General features: G+C 72.3%; 16 protein-coding genes and 1 pseudogene. 9 read left to right on the forward strand and 8 right to left on the reverse strand.

What is annotated here, in order from left to right; all coding sequences use genetic code 11:
- A pseudogene (locus Pen02_RS33480) lies at window positions 1-521 on the reverse strand (hypothetical protein); the annotation flags it as partial.
- Between the two features lie 760 nt (window positions 522-1281).
- Here Pen02_RS33480 and Pen02_RS33485 point away from each other — a divergent pair.
- Window positions 1282-3045 (forward strand): glycoside hydrolase family 6 protein, encoded by a 1764-nt coding sequence (locus tag Pen02_RS33485; RefSeq protein ID WP_203870186.1) that lies wholly within the window; start codon window positions 1282-1284, stop codon window positions 3043-3045.
- Window positions 3046-3160: 115 nt separating this feature from the next.
- Here the strand turns inward: Pen02_RS33485 and Pen02_RS33490 are convergent, their stop codons facing one another.
- The 3 genes from Pen02_RS33490 to Pen02_RS33500 form a co-directional block, all read right to left on the reverse strand.
- Window positions 3161-3529, reverse strand: a complete 369-nt coding sequence (locus Pen02_RS33490) for a hypothetical protein (RefSeq protein ID WP_203870187.1) — start codon at window positions 3527-3529, stop codon at window positions 3161-3163.
- 274 nt (window positions 3530-3803) lie between these two features.
- The gene (locus Pen02_RS33495; RefSeq protein ID WP_203870188.1) at window positions 3804-5501 is read right to left on the reverse strand and encodes a hypothetical protein; all 1698 of its coding nucleotides are present in this window, start codon (window positions 5499-5501) and stop codon (window positions 3804-3806) included.
- A gap of 14 nt (window positions 5502-5515) precedes the next feature.
- Window positions 5516-6106: a hypothetical protein gene (locus Pen02_RS33500; protein WP_203870189.1), complete on the reverse strand. Its 591-nt coding sequence runs from the start codon at window positions 6104-6106 to the stop codon at window positions 5516-5518.
- Between the two features lie 335 nt (window positions 6107-6441).
- Between Pen02_RS33500 and Pen02_RS33505 the strand changes: the two genes are divergently transcribed.
- The 6 genes from Pen02_RS33505 (at window position 6442) to Pen02_RS33530 (ending at window position 14455) form a co-directional block, all read left to right on the forward strand.
- Window positions 6442-7932 carry a catalase gene (locus Pen02_RS33505; protein WP_203870190.1) on the forward strand — a complete coding sequence of 497 codons (1491 nt, stop codon included), beginning with the start codon at window positions 6442-6444 and terminating at the stop codon, window positions 7930-7932.
- A 215-nt stretch (window positions 7933-8147) separates the two neighbouring features.
- Window positions 8148-9644 carry an MFS transporter gene (locus tag Pen02_RS33510; protein ID WP_203870191.1) on the forward strand — a complete coding sequence of 499 codons (1497 nt, stop codon included), beginning with the start codon at window positions 8148-8150 and terminating at the stop codon, window positions 9642-9644.
- A 537-nt stretch (window positions 9645-10181) separates the two neighbouring features.
- A complete protein-coding gene (locus tag Pen02_RS33515) occupies window positions 10182-13067 on the forward strand; it encodes a sensor histidine kinase (protein ID WP_203870192.1) in 2886 nt (961 codons plus the stop codon).
- Window positions 13068-13490, forward strand: coding sequence for a roadblock/LC7 domain-containing protein (locus tag Pen02_RS33520; RefSeq protein WP_203870193.1), 423 nt, complete (start codon window positions 13068-13070; stop codon window positions 13488-13490).
- Window positions 13480-13872, forward strand: a complete 393-nt coding sequence (locus Pen02_RS33525) for a DUF742 domain-containing protein (RefSeq protein ID WP_203870194.1) — start codon at window positions 13480-13482, stop codon at window positions 13870-13872. The genes Pen02_RS33520 and Pen02_RS33525 overlap by 11 nt, the downstream gene beginning before the upstream one ends.
- A complete protein-coding gene (locus Pen02_RS33530) occupies window positions 13853-14455 on the forward strand; it encodes a GTP-binding protein (RefSeq protein WP_203870195.1) in 603 nt (200 codons plus the stop codon). Before Pen02_RS33525 ends, Pen02_RS33530 begins: the two co-directional genes overlap by 20 nt.
- 71 nt (window positions 14456-14526) lie before the next feature.
- On the opposite strand, the gene Pen02_RS33535 is transcribed toward Pen02_RS33530, so the two are convergent.
- The 4 genes from Pen02_RS33535 to Pen02_RS33550 are packed head-to-tail and all read right to left on the reverse strand — an operon-like array spanning window position 14527 to window position 18182.
- Window positions 14527-15198 (reverse strand): LutC/YkgG family protein, encoded by a 672-nt coding sequence (locus tag Pen02_RS33535; protein ID WP_203870196.1) that lies wholly within the window; start codon window positions 15196-15198, stop codon window positions 14527-14529.
- Window positions 15191-16672, reverse strand: a complete 1482-nt coding sequence (locus tag Pen02_RS33540) for a LutB/LldF family L-lactate oxidation iron-sulfur protein (RefSeq protein ID WP_203870197.1) — start codon at window positions 16670-16672, stop codon at window positions 15191-15193. Before Pen02_RS33540 ends, Pen02_RS33535 begins: the two co-directional genes overlap by 8 nt.
- A complete protein-coding gene (locus Pen02_RS33545) occupies window positions 16669-17412 on the reverse strand; it encodes a (Fe-S)-binding protein (RefSeq protein ID WP_203870198.1) in 744 nt (247 codons plus the stop codon). Before Pen02_RS33545 ends, Pen02_RS33540 begins: the two co-directional genes overlap by 4 nt.
- Window positions 17412-18182 (reverse strand): GntR family transcriptional regulator, encoded by a 771-nt coding sequence (locus Pen02_RS33550; RefSeq protein WP_239141727.1) that lies wholly within the window; start codon window positions 18180-18182, stop codon window positions 17412-17414. Before Pen02_RS33550 ends, Pen02_RS33545 begins: the two co-directional genes overlap by 1 nt.
- Window positions 18183-18536: 354 nt before the next feature.
- Between Pen02_RS33550 and Pen02_RS33555 the strand changes: the two genes are divergently transcribed.
- Entirely contained in the window at window positions 18537-19589 is a 1053-nt protein-coding gene (locus Pen02_RS33555) for a lactonase family protein (protein WP_203870199.1), read from the forward strand.
- Between the two features lie 240 nt (window positions 19590-19829).
- Window positions 19830-21545, forward strand: coding sequence for a substrate-binding domain-containing protein (locus Pen02_RS33560; protein ID WP_239141729.1), 1716 nt, complete (start codon window positions 19830-19832; stop codon window positions 21543-21545).
- The last annotated feature ends 31 nt before the right edge of the window (window positions 21546-21576 follow it).

A 21576-nucleotide genomic window follows, 5' to 3' on the forward strand; every position in this document is an offset into this window, starting at 1 on the left:
TCCTCGGGCTTCTTCCCGTCTTCGGCCTTCTTGCCGCTCTCTTCGGGCTTCTTGCCGTCTTCCGCCTTCTTGCCGTCGTATTCGGCCTTCTTGTCGCTGTCCTCGGCCTTCTTGCCGTCGTCCCAGCCGTCCTTGCCTTCTTCGTGCTTCTTCTCGGCCTTGTAGTCGTCCTTGCCCTCTTCGTGCTTCTTCTCGGCCTTGTAGTCGTCCTTGCCTTCCTCGTACTTCTTGCCGGCCTTGTAGTCGTCCTTGTGGTCCTTCGGGGCGAGTTCCACCTTTCCGGTGACCTTCGACCACAGCCACGCGTGCTCCTGCGCCTCGGGGCAGACCTCGATGAGTTCGACCTTGTCCCCGGGCTTTGCCACGTGCGGCTTCGCGAAGGTACGGCCCGCGTTGTCCTTCCGGTGCCCCTCCGGGTGGTAGCCGCCGTCTGCGAGGGCGGCCGAGGGGGCGAAAACGAGTAGAGAAGCGCCGCCGAGAGCGGCTCCTGCGATCACCTTGCCGAGGAACTTCTTGGACATGACTTTCGTCATCCTTCCCTCTTGCCTCAGCTCGCCGGAAGACGAGCCATGACCGAGATTAGCGAATTTGTGAGCTTTCATCGGATTTTTTCAGCATTTCCCCGAACGGGCAGAGAAGGAGGCGACAGGTGCCACCTGGGGACCTCTGGCGGGTAGCGATCGGCTCGGCACCCGCTGCGCCGGCTCGGCGGCCCGGGGCGGATTCGGCGGCTGTGCCCCGGTCGCCGGTTCCTGGACGGGTCGGGGGGTTCCGCCGCGATCGGGTAGATCCGGGGGATAGGCACCGCTCGTCCCGTTCGGGCCCGCCGGAACGGGGTCCATCGTGGAGCGGCTCCGGGCGGAGGATCAGGTCCGCGACCCTGGCGGCGGTTCCGGGGTACGATGCCGCCGGAGTGGCGTCCACTGTGCCCGGCCGACCGTGCCGCCGCAGGTCGGGAGCGGGGCCGACGACGGCCAGTGCGAGCAGGGAATCGTCACCCATCACTGCCGGGGTGTTGTGGTGGAAGCGCTCCCATGCAAGAATTCATCCACTGTGCTGGGGGAGCCACACCGCGCAGCAGACGCCGAGGGCAGCCGGTTCACCGGACGGCGTCACCACGGCCGCTGACCGCGGCCGGCACCACCACCAGTTCCGCCCGTCCGGGTCGGGCATACCGCAGTCCCCCATGGCGTCCACGGACGAACCCACCTGACGCAGGTCCGTGTGACCGCCGCGCCGGTCCCGCCTGTCGTGACCGGCTGGCCCAAGGAGATCAGTGGCATGAATTTACGGAGTAGATTGTCCGTCCGGCAGAGAGTCGTCGCGGTGGCCGGTGCGAGCGCTTTGGTCGCCGCCGGTCTGGTCACCATCCCGGCGTCGGTGGCGCAGGCGGCCCCCGGGTGCAGCGTCACCTACACCGCCAACCAGTGGCAGGGTGGCTTCACCGCGAACATCACCATCCGGAACGTCGGTGACGCGATCAACGGCTGGACCCTCCGCTTCAACTTCGGGAACGCCAACCAGCGGGTGTCGCAGGGCTGGTCGGCCAACTGGACCCAGTCCGGCACCCAGGTCACCGCGACGAACATGTCGTACAACGGCAACCTGGCCACCGGCGCCTCCACCGGCATCGGGTTCAACGGCTCCTGGAGCGGCAGCAACCCGGCGCCGACGTCCTTCAGCATCAACGGGACGAACTGCAACGGCACCGCCCCCACCACCGGCCCCACCACCGGGCCGACGACCGGACCGACGACGGGCCCGACCACCGGCCCGACGACCGGCCCGACCGGCAACCCCGGTACCCGGGTGGACAACCCGTACTCGGGCGCCCGGGGTTACGTGAACCCGGAGTGGAAGGCCAAGGCGGAGAGCGTCTCCGGCGGTAACCGGATCTCCAACAACCCGACCGGTGTCTGGCTGGACCGGATCGCCGCGATCAACGGCACCCCGGACAGCAGTTCGAACGGTCCGATGGGCCTGAAGGCACACCTGGACGAGGCGCTGGCGCAGAACGCCGGCTACATCCAGATCGTCATCTACAACCTGCCCGGCCGGGACTGTGCGGCACTTGCCTCCAACGGTGAACTTCCGGCGGACGCGCTGCCCCGGTACAAGTCCGAGTACATCGACCCGATCGCGACGATCATGGCGAACTCGGCGTACCGGAACCTGCGGATCATCGCGATCATCGAGATCGACTCGCTGCCGAACCTGGTCACCAACGTCTCGCCGCGGGAGACCGCGACGGCACAGTGCGACACCATGAAGGCCAACGGCAACTACGTCAAGGGTGTCGGCTACGCCCTGGCCAAGCTCGGTGCGATCCCGAACGTCTACAACTACATCGACGCCGGCCACCACGGCTGGATCGGGTGGGACGACAACTTCAACGCCTCCGCGCAGATCTTCGCCGAGGCCGCCCGCGCCGAGGGCAGCACCCAGGCCAACGTGCACGGCTTCATCGCCAACACCGCCAACTACTCGGCCACGCTCGAGCCGTACCTGAACGTGACCGAGCAGAACCGGCAGTCGACCTGGATCGACTGGAACCGGTACGTGGACGAGCAGCGGTTTGCCCAGGCACTCCGTACCCAGCTCATCAGCCAGGGCTTCAGCTCCAGCATCGGCATGCTGATCGACACCTCGCGCAACGGTTGGGGCGGCTCGGCCCGGCCCACCGGCGCGGTCACCTCGGGCGACATCAACCAGCAGGTCAACGGCTCCCGCATCGACCGCCGGATCCACCTCGGCAACTGGTGCAACCAGAGCGGTGCCGGCCTGGGCGAGCGTCCGCGTGCGGCGCCCGCCAGCGGGATCGACGCGTACGTCTGGATCAAGCCCCCGGGCGAGTCGGACGGCTCCAGCACCCAGATCGACAACGACGAGGGCAAGGGCTTCGACCGGATGTGCGACCCGACCTACGGTGGCAACCCGCGGAACAACAACAACATGAGTGGCGCACTCTCCGGTGCCCCGATCTCGGGTGCCTGGTTCCCGGCGCAGCTCACCCAGCTGATGCAGAACGCGTACCCGGCGCTCTGATCGGCTGCTAGTACCACTGGGGCGAGAACACCACCAGGCGGTCCCCGGTCGGCGCGGCGACGCGTCGGCCGGGGACCGCCGCCGTGACGGGCGGGGTGCTCCCGGGTACCGCCGGTCAGGGCACCGTCTTCTCCACGCTGGCCGCCGTACCCCGCTGCTCGATTTCCTGCCGGGCCCGCTCGACGTTGCCCGGTGTCGGGTCGCGGCCCTGCGCCGCCGCCAGGTCCTCCGGGTCCCAGGGCTGCTCGGCCCCGGTACGGGTGTCTCCCGCGCTGCCCGCCCCCTGCCCGTGCGGGTCGCCGAGCAGGTCCTCGGTGGCCGGGAAGTCGCCCTGGACGTCCTCGGGGTCCACGAACTCGGGGTTCTCCGCCCGTGGCCCGCCGTCGGAGGCCAACTGCGGTACGGCGGTGTCGTCCTCGATTGCCGCGGCCACCTCGGGGCTGTCCTCCAGCGGCCGGTTCGGCCTCGGATCGCGTTCCGTCATCGTTGCTGCCCTCCTGTCCGGATGGGACTGGGCGCCGGACCGGTCGGTCGTCCGGATCGACTACCCCGGAGGACCGCCGCCATACCTGTCCAGGCGGCAGCCAGACGACGGCGGCGCGTGCCGGCAGCCCGACGACGGCGGCGCGTGCCGGTGGCCCGACGACGGCGGCGCGTGCCGGCGGCCCGGGCGGTCCGGCACACGGACGGCTCCCCGGCGCCCGCCAGGTGTGACGGGAGCCGGGGAGCCGTCGGAGCCGGATCCGGTGCCGGGTCGGCTACCGGCCGAGCAGGCGGTCCAGGAAGTCCCGGTGCCGGCGTACCACCATCCGCAACTGTTCGGTGTCCGTCGCGCCGTCGCGCTGCCAACCGCCGAGGTCGTCGCGTTGCCGGCTCAGAGCGGCGGTCACCGCCTCGACGGACTCCTGGACCAGCCGGTGCGCGTCGGCGGTCGCCCCCGGCGGGTCGTCGACGAAGCGGAGCTGCACCTCACGCCACCGGTCCCGGAACCCCTGCGCGGCCTCCTCGTCGAGGATGGCCACGATCGGCTCGGCCGGTGCCGCGCCGGGCAGCAGACCGCCGTCGACCGTTCTGCTCGGACCCGTGGTCGTGGTCTCGTCCCGCGCGTCGATCCGGTCCGGGCCACCGTCGTCCGCCGGGACGCGGGTACCGCCGGCGTCGTCCGCCGGGACGCGGGTACCGCCGGTCAGCGCGTCGGGGTCGCCCGCGCTGAGTACGTCCGGGTTCGTCGGCCGGGCCACGCCGACCGCCGTCGAACCCTCCGGCGCGTCCCGGCCGAACGGGTCCACCGGCGGCTCGGACCGACTGGCGTCGGCGCCGGAATCGCCGGCCCGGGTGGCGGTGGCGGCGTCGGCCGCACCGAGGCTCCGATCGGGTACGCCCGGTCGTGTTCCGCTCCCGACCCGCTCGTCGCCGACCCCGTCGATCCGGTCGTCGGCCGGCCCGTCGCCGGACCGGACCGTGTCGTCGTTGCGCGGGTCGCGGTGACTGCCGGCCAGCGCGGCGGCCGCCGCCGCACCGGCGACGGTGGTGGCGCCGAAGCTGGTGGGCAGGGGCGCCGGCTCGTGGAACTCCGGCTCGCCGGACGACTTCCGGTCGGCGTTCCAGGGCCCGTCGGTGTCGCTCCGCGCTCCGCCGTCGTCCGCCCGTTCGACGCCGTTCGACGCCGTAGTGGTGTCCGCCCGTTCGACGTCGTCCGTCGCTGCGGTGGTGCCCGACCGCTTCACGTCGTCCGTCGCTGCGGTGGTGTCCGTACCTGCCACGCCGTCCGCCTTCCCCGTCACGCCGTCCTTCCCCGTCACGCCGTCGGGCTTCGTCGCCCCGCCGTCCGTCCTCCCCGCGTCGTCGTCCGCCGTCGCCCGGCCGTCGGTCCACGGCACGCCGTCCGGGTCGTCGGCGGCGTCCTTCCCGGCGACGTCCGCGCGGCTGGTGGCATCCGCCTTCCCGGCAGCCTCCCTGCCGCCGGACGGCTTCCCGCCGTCGGTCGGCCCGTCCAGGTCGTCGGGGTTGCCGTCGGCGGCCGGGCTACCGGCGGCCTGGGCCTGGCTGGCATCGGCCAGGTCACCCCGGTCGCCGGTACCCGGAGAGTCGCCGCCGGAGTCGAAGGTGTTCGTCGGAGTGCGCTCCGGGAGGGCGTCGTCGTCCAGCGCGGCGTCCTCGGCCCGTTCGTCGTCCGACCGGCCGCCGCCCCGCCGGTCGTCCCGATCGCGGGCCGCCTCGGCGGGGTCCGCCGGCCAGGCTGGTCCGGCGCCGCTGGTGGCCAGGTCGTTGTCGTACGAGCCCCGTTCGTCCAGCGCGTCCGGGCCCTGGTCGCCGGTGCCCTCCCGGTACCGGTTCCGGTGCCGGCCGTCGGTGTCACCGGTCGGCTCGGCCTGGCCGGGCCCGACCACGGGTACGGGCTCGGAGCGGATCACGTCGGGACCGTCGTTGTCGGTCTGCTGTTCCTGCTGACGCATGACAGAGGGCCTCCTCACCGGCTCGGTACGTCCTGCGGGGTGTCCGGACGGGGCTCGTCCGAGGGCTGGCGTACGGGGTCCTCGCCGAGCAGGTCGGCGAAGAGTTCCCGGTAGTGCACGACGGCCTGGCGGAGCTGTTCGGTGCTCGCCTCGCCGCGCTCGTTGCGCAGATGGATCTCGTGAGCGTCCCGGTAGTGGGTCAGGGTGCGGGCGTGCTCGACGGAGAGGTGGGCCAGTTGGTCGTCGTACCCGCCGATCGGATAGCCGCGTTCGGCGATCAGCCGGGTGACCAGTTCGTCGGCCGCGCCCACGGCGGCTGCCGGGGAGTCGACGAACTGGGCCTGGATCTCCTCCCAGTCGGCGGCGTACTGCCGGCGGGCGTCGGCGGTCAGCGGGGTCAGCGTCAGTTCCGCGTGCCGGCGCTCGCGCTCCCGGAGTTCGCGTTCGGCGGCGGTCCGGCTCTGCTGTTCGGCGACCAGCCGGTCGTACTCGGGGCCGAACCGGCTGCGCAGGGCGCGGCGGCGACTGGCCACCCAGATGGCCGGAACGGCCGCGGCGACGGCGAGGACCACAAGGACGATGAGGGCGACTTCTATGGGCGACATGGCTCCTCCTTCGCTACCTGGTATTCCCGCTCGCCCCTGATCACCAATCCAGATCTGGCACACTTTCGCGCCCGTCGGCGGGAAGCGGTGCGGAGCGGTAGGAACTACCCGTAGGGTCTCTGACCGGGAGAAACAGGCCGGAACGGTTCGACGGACCCCGATGGCCTCGATGTCGCAGCGCGGTACGGAGCCCGGGGGTGTCCGGCCGGAGCGGGCCGGCGAACAAAACTTGACTCATTCCAGAAAAGGCGCTTGGCTGGATCATGCGCCGATCGGCCGGCCGGAACCTCGGCGCCGTCCCGAGTGCCAGCGAGAGCACGACCAGGAGGAGACCGATGAGCGATCCCCAGGCGAGGAAGCCGACCCTCACCACCCGGCAGGGGCATCCCGTACACAACAACCAGCAGCAGCGCACCGTGGGCTCGCGTGGCCCCGCGACGCTGGAGAACTACCACTTCCTGGAGAAGATCAGCCACTTCGACCGGGAGCGGATCCCGGAGCGCGTGGTGCACGCGCGCGGCTTCGTCGCGCACGGCGAGTTCGAGGCGTACGGGACGATCGGCGACGAGCCGGCCTCGACGTACACCCGGGCGAAGCTGTTCCAGAGCAGGGGAAAGAAGACGCCGGTCTCGGTCCGGTTCTCCACCGTGATCGGCGGACGGGACTCCTCCGAGGCGACCCGCGACCCGCGCGGCTTCGCGGTCAAGTTCCGCACCGACGACGGCAACTGGGACCTGGTCGGCAACAACCTGCCGGTCTTCTTCATCCGGGACGCGATCAAGTTCCCGGACGTGATCCACGCACTGAAGCCGGACCCGGTCACCTTCCGGCAGGAGCCGAACCGGATCTTCGACTTCATGTCCCACACGCCGGAGTCGATGCACATGCTGACCTGGCTGTTCAGCCCGCGCGGCATCCCGGCCAACTACCGCAGGCAGGACGGGTTCGGGGTGAACACCTACCGGATGGTCAACGCGGCCGGCGAAGGCGTACTGGTCAAGTACCACTGGAAGTCGCAGCAGGGCATCGAGTCGCTGACCGAGGAGCAGGCCGCCGCCATCCAGGCGACCGAGCTGGGGCACGCCTCGAAGGACCTCTACGAGGCGATCGAGCGCGGCGACTGTCCGAGTTGGCAGCTCAACGTCCAGATCATGAGCGACGACGAGCACCCGGAACTGGACTTCGACCCGCTGGACGACACCAAGACCTGGCCGGAGGACGTCTTCCCGCTGCGCCCGGTCGGGATGATGACGCTGAACCGCAACGTCGGCAACGTGCACAACGAGAACGAGCAGATCGCCTTCGGTACCGGTGTGCTGGTCGACGGGCTGGAGTTCAGCGACGACAAGATGCTAGTCGGCCGGACGTTCTCCTACTCCGACACCCAGCGCTACCGGGTGGGTCCGAACTACCTCCAGTTGCCGGTGAACGCCCCCCGACCCGACGTCCAGGTCAACACCAACCAGGACGGCGGGCAGATGTCGTACCGGGTGGACAACCGGGGCGGTAACCCGCACGTCAACTTCGAGCCGTCCTCGGTGGCCGGGCTGGCCGAGGCCGACGAGTCGTACCGGGAGTACCGGCCGCACGTCTCGGGGCAGCTCGTGCGGGCGCCGATCGAGCGGCAGAACAACTACGCCCAGGCTGGCGAGCGGTTCCGCACCATGCCCGACTGGGAGCGGGACGACCTGGTCAAGAACATGGTCAAACTGCTCGGCCAGTGCGACAAGCACATCCAGGAGAAGATGGTCTGGCACTTCAGCCAGTGCGACGAGGCGTACGGGCGGCGGGTCGCCGAGGGGCTGGGGCTGGCCGTCAGCGCCTGACCGGTGGCCCGGACGGCGTTCCCGGCGCGAGCGTGTCGGCGGACGCCCGTTTCTCGCGGACCACACTCGGCCCGGCGACGCCCTAGACTGGCTGGCATGAGACACCGACTCCGACATTAAGTCCCCACCGGAGGCCGGCCCGGCCCGCGTTGCCGGGGCCCACCCGGACGTTCGTGACCCGATCCGAGTCCGAAACGTCCTAGTGGGAAGGCCTCATGCCCGTCACCTCGTTCACCGCGCCGACAACTCGTGCGCGGCGCTTGACCCGCACCTATTACCTGTACGCATTCCTCGACGACTTCGTCCTGCTCTACCCGGTGTACGCCCTGCTCTTCACCGACACCGGGCTCTCCGTCGCCCAGATCTCCTCGCTGTTCGTCATCTGGTCGCTGACCTCGATCGTGTTGGAGGTCCCGTCCGGCGTCTGGGCCGACGCGGTGTCGCGGCGGCGGCTGCTCGCCGGGGCCCCGCTGCTCGGTGCCGTCGGCTTCGGGCTCTGGGTGGTGGCCCCCTCCTACTGGGTCTTCGCGCTCGGCTTCGTGTTGTGGGGCGCACGTGGTGCCCTCCAGTCCGGCGCCGCCGAGGCCCTGCTCTACGACGAACTCGACCGGCTCGGCCTGGCCGACCGGTACGGGAAGGTCATCGGCCGGGCCAGCAGCGTCAGCCTGTTCGGCGCGCTGCTGGCGATCGCGGTCGCCGCGCCGGTCTTCGCGGCCGGCGGCTATCTCGCGGTCGGGGCCGCCAGCGTGCTCGCCAGCCTGCTCTGCGCGGCCACCGGACTGGCGCTACCGGAGCACCGGGCCGCACCGCCGACCGGCGCCCCGACCACCGACGTGCCGCCGACCGACGCGTCGACCACCGACGCGTTGACCACCAGCGTGCCGGCTACCGACGTGCCCTCGACCGGCGCGTTGACCGGCGGCGTGCCGGCCACCCACGCGTCGAGCACCCACGCGTCGAGCACCCACGCGTCGACCGCCGTCGTGCCGGCCACCGACGTCGTGCCGACCACGGGTGTGCTGACCACGGATTCGCCGACCGTCGGCGACCGGGCCTCCGGGGTCGCGCCCGCCCCGGCGCCGGTCACCGATCCCGAGCCGTCCGGTTACCTCGCACTGCTGCGGGTCGCGGTGGCCGAGGCACGGCAGAACCCGGGGGTACGCCGGGCGCTGCTGATCCTGCCGGCGATGCTCGGCATCTGGGGCGCACTGGAGGAGTACGCGCCGCTGCTGGCCAGCCAGGTCGCCTCGGTGTCCACGGTGCCGCTGCTGGTGCTGCTGGTCTGGGGCGGGGTGATGGTGGGCGGCCTGCTCACCCCGATCGGGCAGCGCCTGTCGGCGGGGCGGTTCGCCGCAACCGTCGCCGTGGCCGGGGTGGCCCTGGCCGTGGGTGCGCTGACCGGCCGACCGGCGGGCTTCGTACTGGTGGCGGTGGCGTTCTGTGCCCTCCAGATGGCCAGCCTGGTGGCGGACGTACGCCTCCAGGAGAGCATCAGCGGTCCGGCCCGGGCCACCGTCACCTCGTTGGCCGGGCTCGGCACCGAAGTGGTCACCATCGGGGTGTACGGCGGCTACGCCCTCGCCTCGACGGTGGCCGGACACGGCGTGGTCTTCGCGTTGTTCGCCCTGCCCTACCTGGCGGTGGCGGTCGGGCTGTTCCGGGCCGGGGCGGTACGCACCGCCCAACCGGAGGTGGCCGACCGAACGCCGTGACCCGACGACGCCGGGGACTGACGGCGGGGAGTGACGACGCCGTGACCTGATGATGCCGTGACTCGACGACGCCGGGGACTGACGGCGGGGACTGACGCCGGAGCGCGACATTTCAGGTAGGAATTGCTGGTGGGAGTGGGTCGGCCGGGCCGCCCACTCCCATCGGCCCAACGGGTGTGCCGGCTGTCGGGTCGGCCGACGGTGTCCCGTCCCTCGATCCGGCGGTCGACCGGACGGCCCGCCCGGTACGGCGGTATTTCCGGCGGTCACCCGTCAGTTCCGATCGGCATGGCTGGATGGCACCGGGTACGGCGTACGGCCGGGTGCATCGAAGGGCGTCGAGATCAATTAAGAAAGACAGTTATCAATTGATTTGGCCGATTCGATCAACTCGGAGCCCCTCGTCCAGTAGTGCACACGCCGTTGATTACGTATCCTGCCGAAGGCACGCGCGCCCGTGACCCTCGGACTCTGGCCGGAGCCGCGGGCCGCCGGTGCGGGTGTCGACCCTGACATATCCCCTTCCGGCGAGGTCTGATGGAAACCCAGAACTGGCCGATCCGCTCGAAGATTGTCGCGCTGGTCGCCGTGCCGATCCTCGCGTTGTCGGCGCTCTGGATCTTCGCGACCACGCTCACCGTCGGGCCCGCGTCGAATCTGCTCTCCACCCAGACCCTGCTGGACGAGATCGGGCGGCCGGGCGAGGCGCTGGTGGTGGAGCTTCAGCAGGAGCGGCGGCTGTCGGTGCTGCAACTGGCCGACCCGGTAGCCGGCACCGCCCTCGCCGACCAGCGGATCCGTACCGACCGGGCGATCGCCGACTTCCGGCGCCGCACCTCCGACGCCGACCTGCGGGACACCACCGGCGAGCTGCTCGACACCCGGATCGACCAACTGCTCACCGCGGTCGACGCGCTGCGCTCCGGACGGGTCTTCATCGACCGGCGTACCGTCGACGCCAGCGGGGCGCTCGGCCTCTACAGCGGGATCATCGACTCGGCGTTCCGGACGTTCTCCGCGCTGAACACACTGCCGGACGACGGCCTCGCCAGAGAGGCCCGGAGCCTGACCGAACTCGGCCGGGCCCGCGAGGTGCTGGCCCAGGCCGACGCGCTGCTCGCCGGGGCCTTCCACACCGGGCGCTTCAAGCCGGGCGAGCAGGCCCAGTTCGTCCAGATCGTCGGCACCCACCGGTTCCTCTACGCCGCCGCGATCGCGGAGCTGCCGGACGCCGACCGGGCCGACTACCAGCAGCTCACCGAGGGGGACTCGTTCGTCCGGATGCGCCGGATGGAGGACGACCTGATCGGCCGGGGCGGCGGCGCCACGCTGCCGGTCGGCCCCCGGGAGTGGCAGAGCAGCTACGACTCGGTGCAGCGGCAACTGCGCGACTTCGAGTTGACCGGCGCCGACGCGCTCGCCGACCGCAGCCGACCGGTGGCGGCCGGCATCCTGCTCCGGCTGGGCCTGGCCGGCCTGCTCGGCTTCCTCGCCGTACTGGCCTCGGCCGTCATCGCGCTGCGGATCGGTCGATCCCTGGTCCGGCGGCTGACCAGCCTGCGGGCCGCCGCGCTGACCATGGCCGACGAGCGGCTGCCCGACGTGGTCGGGCGACTGCGCAAGGGCGACGAGGTGGACGTCGAGACCGAGGCGCCACCACTGAACTACGGTCAGGACGAGATCGGCCAGGTCGCGCAGGCGTTCAGCGAGGTGCAGCGGACCGCCATCGCGTCGGCGATCGACGAGGCCGCGCTGCGCCGGGGCCTCCGGGACGTCTTCCTGAACATCGCCCGGCGCAGCCAGACCCTGCTGCACCGCCAGCTCGCGCTGCTGGACCGGATGGAACGGCGGGTGGCCCAGCCGGACGAGCTGGAGGACCTCTTCCGGCTCGACCACATGGCCACCCGGATGCGGCGGCACGCCGAGGACCTGGTCGTACTCGCCGGAGCGGCACCCGGCCGTGGCTGGCGCAACCCGGTGTCCATGGTGGACGTGATCCGGGGCGCGATCTCCGAGGTCGAGGACTACGCCCGGGTCGACCTGGTCAACGTGGCACCGGCGGCCACCGCCGGCCGGGCGGTCGGCGACGTCATCCACCTGCTGGCCGAACTGGTCGAGAACGCGACCTCCTTCTCCCCGCCGCACACCCGCGTGCAGGTCACCGGCCAGGTGGTCGCCAACGGGTACACGATCGAGATCGAGGACCGTGGCCTGGGCATGGCCGCCGAGGCGATCGACCAGGCGAACCGACGGCTGGCCGACCCTCCCGACTTCGACCCGTCGAACAGCGCCCGGCTCGGCCTGTTCGTGGTCGCCCTGCTCGGCGCCCGGCACGGCGTACGGGTGCAGTTGCGGCCCTCCCCGTACGGCGGGGTCACCGCCGTCGCGCTCATCCCGGGCGACCTCGTGGTACCCGACAGCGGCGCCAGGCCGCCGGCCGGGCCGGCTGCCGAGCCGACCGGTCCGGTACGCCCGACCAGGCCCGGCCGGCTCGGCGGTGCCGCCGACGGCTCGGAGACGATCGAGATGCCGGCGCAGTCCGGGCGGCCCGCCGGGGTGACCCCGACCCGCGACGGTGGCGACGATCCGACTCCGGATGCCGGCTCGACCACCGCGCTCGGGCCGCGCCGGAAGGCGGGTGCCGCCCTCGCGGCCCTGGTCGCCGCCAGCCGGCCGCAGCCCGCGCAGCCGACCCCGACCGCCGACCCCGTGGCCACCGACGCCGTCCCCACCGACGTGCCCGCCGCGGCGAACCCGGCGGCCGAGACCTCCCGAACGCCGGGCGCGACCACGGACCTGCCCGGCCGGACCACCGAGCCAGCCACGCCCACCGGCCCGACGGCCAGCGCCCTGACGGACAGCGCTCCGCCGGCCACCGGCCCGACGACGACCAGTGGTCCGACGACGACCAGTGGTCCGATGGGTGGTCTGACGACCAGTGGTCCGACGACCACCGGCCCGACGAGCACCGGGCCGATGACCAGCGGTGCGACGACCGGCGGCGCTCCGGCGAGCGGGCCGACGAACGGCGGTCGGCTGCGCCCGGGACTGGACGACGACACGGTCGTGCTGCCGAAGGTACCGCCGAGCGGCGGCCCGGTACGCCCGGCCGCCGGCCCGGTCGGCCCCGACGGCCTGCCCCGGCGGATCCGGCAGACCAGCCTCGCGCCGCAACTGCGCAACGGACCGGTCGCCACCTCCGACCGGTCCGCGCGGTCCAGTGGCGCCGAATCCTCCGACGAGGCGCTCGACGAGCCGCAGCCGCGTACTCCGGAGCAGATCCGGGCGGTGATGGCTGCGTTGCAGTCCGGCACGGCGCGGGGACGGCGGGACGCCGGTGACCTGCCGTCGACCGGCGACACCTCCGATGCCACCTCCCGGGTCGCCGATCCGGGTGTCACGAATTCTGAAGGGGACGGGTGAGTGGTGCACACGACGAAGCCGGGTGCGGATCTCAGTTGGCTGCTCGACGATCTTGTGGAGCGCGTACCGTCCGCCCAGCAGGCCGTACTGCTCTCGGCGGACGGGCTGCTGATGGCCGCGTCGCGGGAGCTGGCCCAGGAGGCCGCCGAACACATGGCGGCGATGGCGGCGGGCTTCCAGAGCCTGGCGAAGGGGGCCAGCCGGCACTTCCAGGCCGGTCCGGTACGGCAGACCGTGATCGAGATGGAGTCCGCGTTCCTCTTCGTGACCGCCGCCGGGCAGGGCGCCTGTCTCGCCGTACTGGCCAGCGCCGCGTCGGACATCGGAGTGATCGCGTACGAGATGGCGATGCTGGTCACCCGGGTGGGGCAGAACCTGTCCGCGCCGAACCGAACACCGCGGGCGCCGGCAGATGCGGAGTGACGCACCGGGGCACCACCACGACTGGCTGGACGACGACGCGGGACCGGTGGTCCGGCCGTACACGATGACCGGTGGTCGGGTCGAGCCGTCGGCGGGCCGGTTCGACCTGGTGGCGTACGTGGTGGCCGGCCCGCCGTACGAGGACGGCGACGACGATCCGCAGCCTCCGCCGGAGCACCGTGCGATCATTTCGCTCGCGCAGCAGCCGATCACCGTCGCCGACCTCGCCGCCGACCTCAACCTGCCGGTGGGGGTGGTCCGGGTGCTCCTCGGCGACCTGCTCGGCAACGGCCGGATCTCGATGTACGACCCACCCACCTCGCGCCAGTTCCCCGACGACGACATCCTCAAGGCGGTGGTCAATGGACTCCGGGCTCTCTGACCAGGAGACGGGAAAGCGGCGCATCCCGCTGGCCCTGAAGATCCTGATCGCCGGTGGCTTCGGGGTCGGCAAGACGACCCTGGTCGGCGCGGTGAGCGAGATCCGTCCGTTGCAGACCGAGGAGGTGCTCACCGACGCCGGGGCCGGCACCGACGACCTCTACGGGGTGGAGGGCAAGCAGACCACCACCGTCGCGATGGACTTCGGCCGGATCACCATCAACGAGGATCTCCAGGTCTATCTCTTCGGCACGCCGGGACAGGACCGGTTCTGGTTCCTCTGGGACGAGTTGGCGTTCGGGGCGCTCGGCGCGGTGGTACTGGCCGACACCCGCCGGCTCGCCGACTGCTTTCCGTCGGTGGACTACTTCGAACGGCGGGGCATCCCGTTCGTGGTCGGGGTGAACTGCTTCGACGGGGCGAAGCGGTTCGGGGTCGAGGCGGTGCGCAGCGCGCTGGACCTGGACCCGGACGTGCCGGTGGTGCTCTGCGACGCCCGGAACCGGCAGTCCGGCAAGGTGGTGCTGGTCGCCCTGGTCGAGCACGTCGCCGCCCGGCGCGCCGAGCGGGTCGCGGCGACCTGACCGGGGCAACCTGATCGCGGCGAGCGGATCGCGGCGAACCGACCACGGCCGGGCCGGGGCGCCGGGCGGGGTCAGTCGGTGACGACCAGCACGTCCAGCCGGCGTGGTCCGTGCACGCCCTCGACCCGGTCGAGTTCGATGTCGCTGGTCGCCGACGGTCCGGAGACCAGTGTGGTCGGTCGGGTCGGGTCGGCGAGCCGGGCCAGCGCCTCCGGCACCCCGCCGACCACCTGCCCGGCGCGGACCACGCAGAGGTGGTGGTCGGGTACCAGGCTGAGCAGCCGGCGCCCCTGGTCGGGCGCGCCGTCCAGCAGCAGCGTGCCGGTCTGTGCGATCGCCACCGCGCAGCCGGTGACCACGGCGACGCCGGGTGCGTCGAGGTCGGCCACCGTCAGCGGCTCCGGGTCGCCGTCCCGGCGGATCCGGCCGAGGTACGCCGACAGCCACCGCACCGGCGCTCCCGGCGGTACGACCACGGTCGGCACCTCGCCGAGCAGCTCGGCCAGCGCCCCGGGTACGTCCTGCGGCGCGCAACGGCGCACCGTGGCCCGGTAGTCGACCAGCCGGTCGACCAGCAACTCGATCAGCTCCCCGTCGAGTGCTGCTGCCTCCGCCTCGCCGGGTTCCCCGACCGTGCCGCCGGCAACCGGCCCGGTGCGGTACTCCCGGGGCACCGACACCGGCTCGTCGGGCCGGACGGCCCGGATCCGGGCCAGGATCTCGTCCCGAGCCGACCTATCCACGGTCCCCACCCGTCCCTTCTCCGCCGGTGCGGTCCCGCCCGGCCCACCAGTCCCGGAACGTCCGGCCGGCCGGCAGCGGGGCGTCCCGGCTCGCGGTCCAGGCGGACAGCGGCCACGGCAGCCGGCGTACCTGACCGCGTGCCCCGGTGACCAGGCGCAGTGGCGCCGCGCCGCGCCGGGCGGCCCGGAGCGCGGCGGCGTACCGGCGCCGGTCGCGCATCGTCCAGGCCAGTGCCCGCATCGCGGTACGTTCCGCCGAGGGCCGGCCCCGCCGCGCGTCCACGCCCCGTTGCCGCAGGTGCACCAGTACCTCGGGGATGTCGATCCGGACCGGGCAGGCGTCGAAGCAGGCGCCGCAGAGCGTCGAGGCGTACGGCAACGTCCGGTTGGCGCCCGCGTCCGGGCCGGTCATCTGCGGGGACAGGATCGCGCCGATCGGACCCGGGTAGACCGACCCGTACGCGTGCCCGCCGACCCGCTCGTAGACGGGGCAGACGTTCAGGCAGGCCGAGCAGCGGATGCAGCGCAGCGCCTGCCGCCCCACCGGATCGGCCAGCGTCTCGGTACGCCCGTTGTCGACCAGCACGATGTGCAGCGTCTGCGGCCCGTCCCCGGGGGTGACCCCGGTCCACAGCGAGGTGTACGGGTTCATCCGCTCGCCGGTCGAGGAGCGGGGCAGCAGTTGCAGGAAGACCTCCAGGTCGCGGAAGGTCGGCAGCAGCTTCTCCACGCCCACCACGGAGATCAGCGTCTCGGGCAGGGTGAGGCACATCCGGCCGTTGCCCTCGGACTCCACCACCACCAGGGTGCCGGTCTCGGCGACGGCGAAGTTGGCGCCGGAGATCGCCACCTTGGCGCTGAGGAACTTGGCCCGCAGGTGCCGGCGGGCCGCCTCGGCGAGCGCGGGCGGATCGTCGGTGAGCTTGTCGAGGTCGACCCCGGGCATCCGGCTGGCGAAGATGTCCCGGATCTGCCGGCGGTTGTAGTGGATCGCCGGTACCAGGATGTGCGACGGGGTGTCGTCGGCGAGCTGCACGATCAGCTCGGCCAGGTCGGTCTCGACCGCTTCGATGCCGACCTCGGCGAGCGCCTCGTTGAGGCCGATCTCCTGGGTGGCCATCGACTTGACCTTGACCACCTCGGTACTGCCGGTCCGCTGGACCAACTCGGTGACCAGCGTGCACGCCTCGGTGGCGTCCCGGGCCCAGTGCACGGTCGCCCCGGCGGCGGTGGCGGCGGCCTCGAACTGTTCCAGCAGTTCCGGCAGCCGGGCCAGCACGTCGTCCTTGATGGCCGCGCCGGAGCGGCGCAGCGCCGGCCAGTCCGGCACCTCGCCGACCACCCGGAGCCGCTTGTCCCGGATGGTGTGGGTGGCCCGGCGCAGGTTGGCCCGGAGTTGCCCGTCCGCCAACTCGCGTCGGGCCGCCGTCGGGAACGGCAGCGGCGCGACGATGTTCCCGGTGCCGGTGGTCATGCCTCCTCCTCGGTGCTCGCCAGGATCTCGGCGTAGTGGACGGCCCGGGGGGCGCCCGGGGTCGAGCGCCCGCGCCGGGACAGTCCGCCGCCGATGTGCGCCAGGCAGGAGTTGTCCGCCGCCGCCACGTACGCCGCCCCGGTGTCGCAGACCGCCGCGCACTTGTCGGCCAGCATCGCGGCCGAGACGTCGGCGTTCTTCACCGCGAAGGTGCCGCCGAACCCGCAGCACTCCTCGGCGCCGGGCAGTTCCACCAGGTCCAGCCCGCGTACCGCGCGCAGCAGCCGCAGCGGCCGGTCGCCGAGCCGGAGCATCCGCAGCCCGTGGCAGGTCGGGTGGTAGGTCACCCGGTGCGGGAAGGCGGCGCCGACGTCGGTCACCCCGAGCACGTCGACCAGCAGTTCGGAGAGTTCGTGAACCCGGGGCGCCAGCTCGGCGACCGCCGCCGCCAGCTCCGGGTCCGGTCCGGCCAGCCGGGGGTACGACTCCCGGACCATCGCCACGCACGAGCCGGACGGGGCCACCACGGCGTCGTACCGGCCGAAGGTGTCGACGAAGTTCCGGACCAGCGGCAACGCCTCGGCCCGGTACCCGCTGTTGGCGTGCATCTGCCCGCAGCAGGACTGCTCGACCGGGAACTCGACGGTGTGGCCGAGCCGCTCCAGTACGCGTACCACGGCTTGGCCGGTGGCCGGGAAGACCAGGTCGTTGACGCAGGTCACGAAGAGGGCTATCCGCATCAGGATCCTTCGAAGAACGGCAGGTGCCGGTCGGCGGCGGCGAGCAGGTGGGCGCGCATCGCCGAGCCGGCGGCGTCCGGGTCGCCGGTGCCGATCGCGTCGACGATCCGCAGGTGCTCCCGGGCACTGGTCCCGTAGTGCGCGGTGGGGAAGTGCAGCCGGAACAGGTGCAGATGGGCGCGGAGGCGTACCACGGCCGCGTGCAGCATCCGGTTGCCGGACCGTTCGGCGAGCAGGTGGTGGAAGCGGGCGTCCTGGGCGGTGAACGCGGCGATCGCGGCGAAGCCCTCGGTCCCGGGTACCTGGTCGGGCAGCTCGGCCTCGCGGCGGAGCTGCGCCAGGACGTCGGCCGATCCCGGCGGATCCGCGCCGGCACCGTCCCCGTTCCCGGCTGCCGCCCTGTCGCCGCTGCCGCTGTCGCTGTCGCTGCCGGTGGCGTCGCGGCGTCCGCTGAACCGTTCGGCGACCCGGTGGGCCGAGGCGGTCTCCAGGATCAGCCGCATCTCCACCAACTCGTCGAACTCGGCCCGGGTGAGCAGCGGCGCCGCCGTGTACCCGGCCAGCGGGCGCTTGCGGACCAGCCCGTCGGCCTCCAGCCGGGCCAGCGCCTCGCGGACCGGGGTCGGTGACACCTCCAGCCGTCGGGCCAGCGCGTCGATGTTGATCCGTTCACCGGGTGCCACGGCGTGGTCCATCACGAGGGCGCGCACCGACTCGTACACGTCGTCGGCGAGCGTGGTCCGGCGAGCCGGTCGGAGCAGACCGTTCACGATCGAAGATCCTATAGGGAAAACGTCCGGGCCCGGAAGATCCCCGCGGCCGACGGTGATCGCCGGGCCGGCGGCGGCCCACTCTGGTTGGATCGGGCCAACCGATCGGATCGGGTCACCCGACCGGGCCGGGCGACTCGGGTCACCCGACTCGGGCCGGACGGGCCGCGCCGGACCGGGCGGACGAGTCGGGCCGGACGGACGAGTCGGGCCGGACGGACGAGTCGGGCCGGACGGACGAGTCGGGCCGGACGGATCGACGGGTCGGGCCGGGTCGGACGGGTCGGGTCCGGGACCTGGACAGGACGAGTGTGCAACGGCGCGGCCGGACGGCCGGCCGGGGAGGAGCGAGGCATGTCGGGCGGTGCCGGGATCGTGCACATCGGCTGCTATACGGCGGAGAGCGGCGGGCGGGGGACGGGCATCGTGGCCGCCCGCCGGGACACCGCCACCGGCGGACTGGAACCGCTCGGCGTGGTGGCGGCCACGCCGTCGCCGTCGTTCCTGGCCCGGCATCCCCGGCTGCCGGTGCTCTACGCGGTCAACGAGCTGCCCGACGGCACGGTCAGCGCCTGGACGGTACAACCCGACGGTGCGTTGACCCCGCTCTCGGTCCGGTCCACCGGTGGTGCCGCCCCGTGCCACCTCGCCGTCGACCCGGCCGGGGAGTTCCTGTTCGTGGCGAACTACGGCAGCGGCAGTGTCGCCGTACATCCGCTGGACGCGACCGGGGCGCCGGGTGACCGGTCCGATCTGGTCGTGCACGACGGACGCGGGCCGGTACCGGACCGCCAGGCCGGGCCGCACGCGCACATGGTCTCGCCCGACCCGGCCGGTACCGGGCTGCTCGCGGTGGACCTCGGCACCGACTCGCTCTACAGGTACGACCGGACGTCCGACGGGCGGCTGCGCGAGGTCGACAGGTACCCGACCCGGCCCGGTACCGGCCCCCGGCATCTGGCCCGGCACCCGGACGGCCGGCGCTGTTTCGTCGCCGGTGAGCTGGACGCCTCCGTCACCGCGTACGCCTGGGACGACGCCGGCCGGCTCGTCGAGCGGGGCCGGGTCGAGGCCAGTCGCCGGCCCGGCCACGTGCAGCCCTCCGAGATCGCGGTCGGGCCGGACGGCCGGTTTCTCTACCTGGCCAACCGGGGCGTCGGCACGGTCACGGTCTTCGCCCTCGACGACGCCACGCCCCGCTATCTGGCGGAGGTCTCCGGCCTCGGCGACTGGCCCCGGCACCTGGCGCTGCTCGGCGGTCACCTCTACGTCGCAGAGGAACGGGCCGACGCGATCGCGGTGTTCACGGTGGACCCCGCATCCGGGATACCGGCGGATTCGCCCACCCGGATCGCGGTGCCGAGTCCGACCTGCGTACTCGGGGACGGGCCCTTAATTCTTCTATAAATAAGCATAAGATCTTTTTGGCGGGTGGTGGACCGATGGCGCCCTGTTGGGCGGTATTCTCGACGGTCTGAGGCCGGTCGACTACCTAAAGTGAACGAAACTCGGAAAGTCTTTGCCTTCTCGGTAACATTCCGCCGTTCGCCCCTGGCACGACTTCGCAGAAGCCCTCAAGATGGTCAGGTGCCTGGCCGCCATCGCATGCGTAAGAGTATTCGAGGGGCGGGTGTCATCGCCGGTGCGATGGCGCTCGTCCTCGTCGCCGTCGGAGGGTGGTACGGCTACCGGCAGTGGACCGGGTCGGACTGCTCCGGGGAGCTGAAGCTCACCCTCGCCGCCGCGCCGGAGATCGCTCCAGCCGTCGAGAAGACCGCGGACGCCTGGGCCGCCGACGGCGCCGAGGTCGACGGCCTCTGTGTGGCGGTCGAGGTCACCGCCGCCGAGTCCGTCGAGATGGCTGCGGCGGTCGCCGGTCAGCACGGCGTGTCGGTGTCCGGGGTCGGGCAGGCCAGCGGCAGTGCCGTACTGCCCAACGTCTGGCTGCCGGACTCCTCCACCTGGCTGCTGCGGCTGCGCCAGCAGGCTCCCGCGTTCGCGCCGCAGAACAACACCTCGGTCGCCCGCAGCCCCGTGGTGGTGGCCATGCCGGAGCCGCTCGCCACCACCGTCGGCTGGCCGCAGAAGAAGCTCGGCTGGAAGGACCTGCTGGGCCGGATCACCACCGGTACCCAGCTCAAGACCGGGCTGGTCGAGCCGAGCCGGGACGCCGCCGGCCTGGCCGGGCTGCTCTCGCTCTCCATCGCCGCGCAGTCGGCCGGCGGCGCACAGGCCCAGCAGGCGACCACGGCGGCGCTGCGGGCGCTGGCCACCGGTGTCTCGGCCGTCCGCGAGGAGTTGATCGCCCAGTTCCCCCGGGCGACCGACCCGACGTCGATCGCCCGTGGCCTGGGTGCCGCCGCGCTCTCCGAAGAAGACGTCATCGAGTTCAACGCGAAGAAGCCGCCGGTACCACTCGCCGCCCTCTACCTCGAACCCGCGCCGATCTCGCTCGACTACCCGTACGCGGTGATGCCCGGCATCGAGCCGGCCAAGGCGGCGGCTGCGGACAAGCTTTTCGCGGCGCTCGGCACCGCCGGCTTCCGGCGCGACCTGGCCGCGCAGGGGCTCCGGGCCGCGGACGGCACCTGGGCCGACGGCTTCGCGCCGCCCCGGGGTGCGCCGAGCCCGGCCGGCACCAGCCAGCCGACGCCGACCACTCCGGCGCCCAACCCCGGCGGCACCGCCGGGGGCGGGGACGGACTGCTGATCGAGCGGGTGCTCTCCAGTTGGGCCGTGGCCACCCAGACCGGCCGGATGCTGGCGATCATCGACATCTCCGGCTCGATGTCCCGCAAGGTGCCGACCGCCAACAACGCCACCCGGATGCAGGTCACCCTGGAGGCGGCCCGGCGCGGTCTCGCGCTCTTCGACGACTCCTGGGCGCTCGGCCTGTGGGTCTTCTCCACCGAGTTGAACGGTTCCCGCGACTACCGCTCGCTGGTGCCGATCGGCCCGATGTCCGCCCAGCGGGAGCAGTTGGAGAGCAAGCTCGGCACGATCACCCCGAAGAAGCTCGGCGACACCGGTCTCTACGACACGATCCTCGCCGGCTACCGGGCCGTGCAGGACGACTGGCAGCCGGGCCGGGTCAACTCGGTGGTGATGCTCACCGACGGCAAGAACGAGGACGCCGACGGGATCAGCCAGGCGGCCCTGCTCGCCGAGTTGAAGCGGATCAGTGACCCGGACCGCCCGGTCCGAGTGATCATCATCGGCATCAGTGCCGAGGTCAGCAAGGCCGAACTGGACTCGATCCCGAAGGTGACCGGCGGCGGTGCCTTCGTCACCGAGGACCCCGCGAAGATCGGCGACATCTTCCTCCAGGCGATCGCCGCCCGCGAGTCGTCCACCCCGCGCTGACCCCGGCCGCGACCCGCTCGACCACGCCCGC

Source organism: Plantactinospora endophytica (genome assembly GCF_016862915.1).
In the GTDB taxonomy this organism is placed as follows: domain Bacteria; phylum Actinomycetota; class Actinomycetes; order Mycobacteriales; family Micromonosporaceae; genus Plantactinospora; species Plantactinospora endophytica.

What these genes read in the sequence shown, in the direction of transcription:
- Pen02_RS33485 (WP_203870186.1), top strand. Translation starts at nt 1,282, where the DNA reads ATGAATTTACGGAGTAGATTGTCCGTCCGGCAGAGAGTCGTCGCGGTG.
- Pen02_RS33500 (WP_203870189.1), bottom strand. Translation starts at nt 6,106, where the DNA reads ATGTCGCCCATAGAAGTCGCCCTCATCGTCCTTGTGGTCCTCGCCGTC.
- Pen02_RS33515 (WP_203870192.1), top strand. Translation starts at nt 10,182, where the DNA reads ATGGAAACCCAGAACTGGCCGATCCGCTCGAAGATTGTCGCGCTGGTC.
- Pen02_RS33530 (WP_203870195.1), top strand. Translation starts at nt 13,853, where the DNA reads ATGGACTCCGGGCTCTCTGACCAGGAGACGGGAAAGCGGCGCATCCCG.
- Pen02_RS33555 (WP_203870199.1), top strand. Translation starts at nt 18,537, where the DNA reads ATGTCGGGCGGTGCCGGGATCGTGCACATCGGCTGCTATACGGCGGAG.
- Pen02_RS33490 (WP_203870187.1), bottom strand. Translation starts at nt 3,529, where the DNA reads ATGACGGAACGCGATCCGAGGCCGAACCGGCCGCTGGAGGACAGCCCC.
- Pen02_RS33505 (WP_203870190.1), top strand. Translation starts at nt 6,442, where the DNA reads ATGAGCGATCCCCAGGCGAGGAAGCCGACCCTCACCACCCGGCAGGGG.
- Pen02_RS33545 (WP_203870198.1), bottom strand. Translation starts at nt 17,412, where the DNA reads ATGCGGATAGCCCTCTTCGTGACCTGCGTCAACGACCTGGTCTTCCCG.
- Pen02_RS33540 (WP_203870197.1), bottom strand. Translation starts at nt 16,672, where the DNA reads ATGACCACCGGCACCGGGAACATCGTCGCGCCGCTGCCGTTCCCGACG.
- Pen02_RS33525 (WP_203870194.1), top strand. Translation starts at nt 13,480, where the DNA reads ATGCGGAGTGACGCACCGGGGCACCACCACGACTGGCTGGACGACGAC.
- Pen02_RS33495 (WP_203870188.1), bottom strand. Translation starts at nt 5,501, where the DNA reads ATGCGTCAGCAGGAACAGCAGACCGACAACGACGGTCCCGACGTGATC.
- Pen02_RS33510 (WP_203870191.1), top strand. Translation starts at nt 8,148, where the DNA reads ATGCCCGTCACCTCGTTCACCGCGCCGACAACTCGTGCGCGGCGCTTG.
- Pen02_RS33560 (WP_239141729.1), top strand. Translation starts at nt 19,830, where the DNA reads ATGGCGCTCGTCCTCGTCGCCGTCGGAGGGTGGTACGGCTACCGGCAG.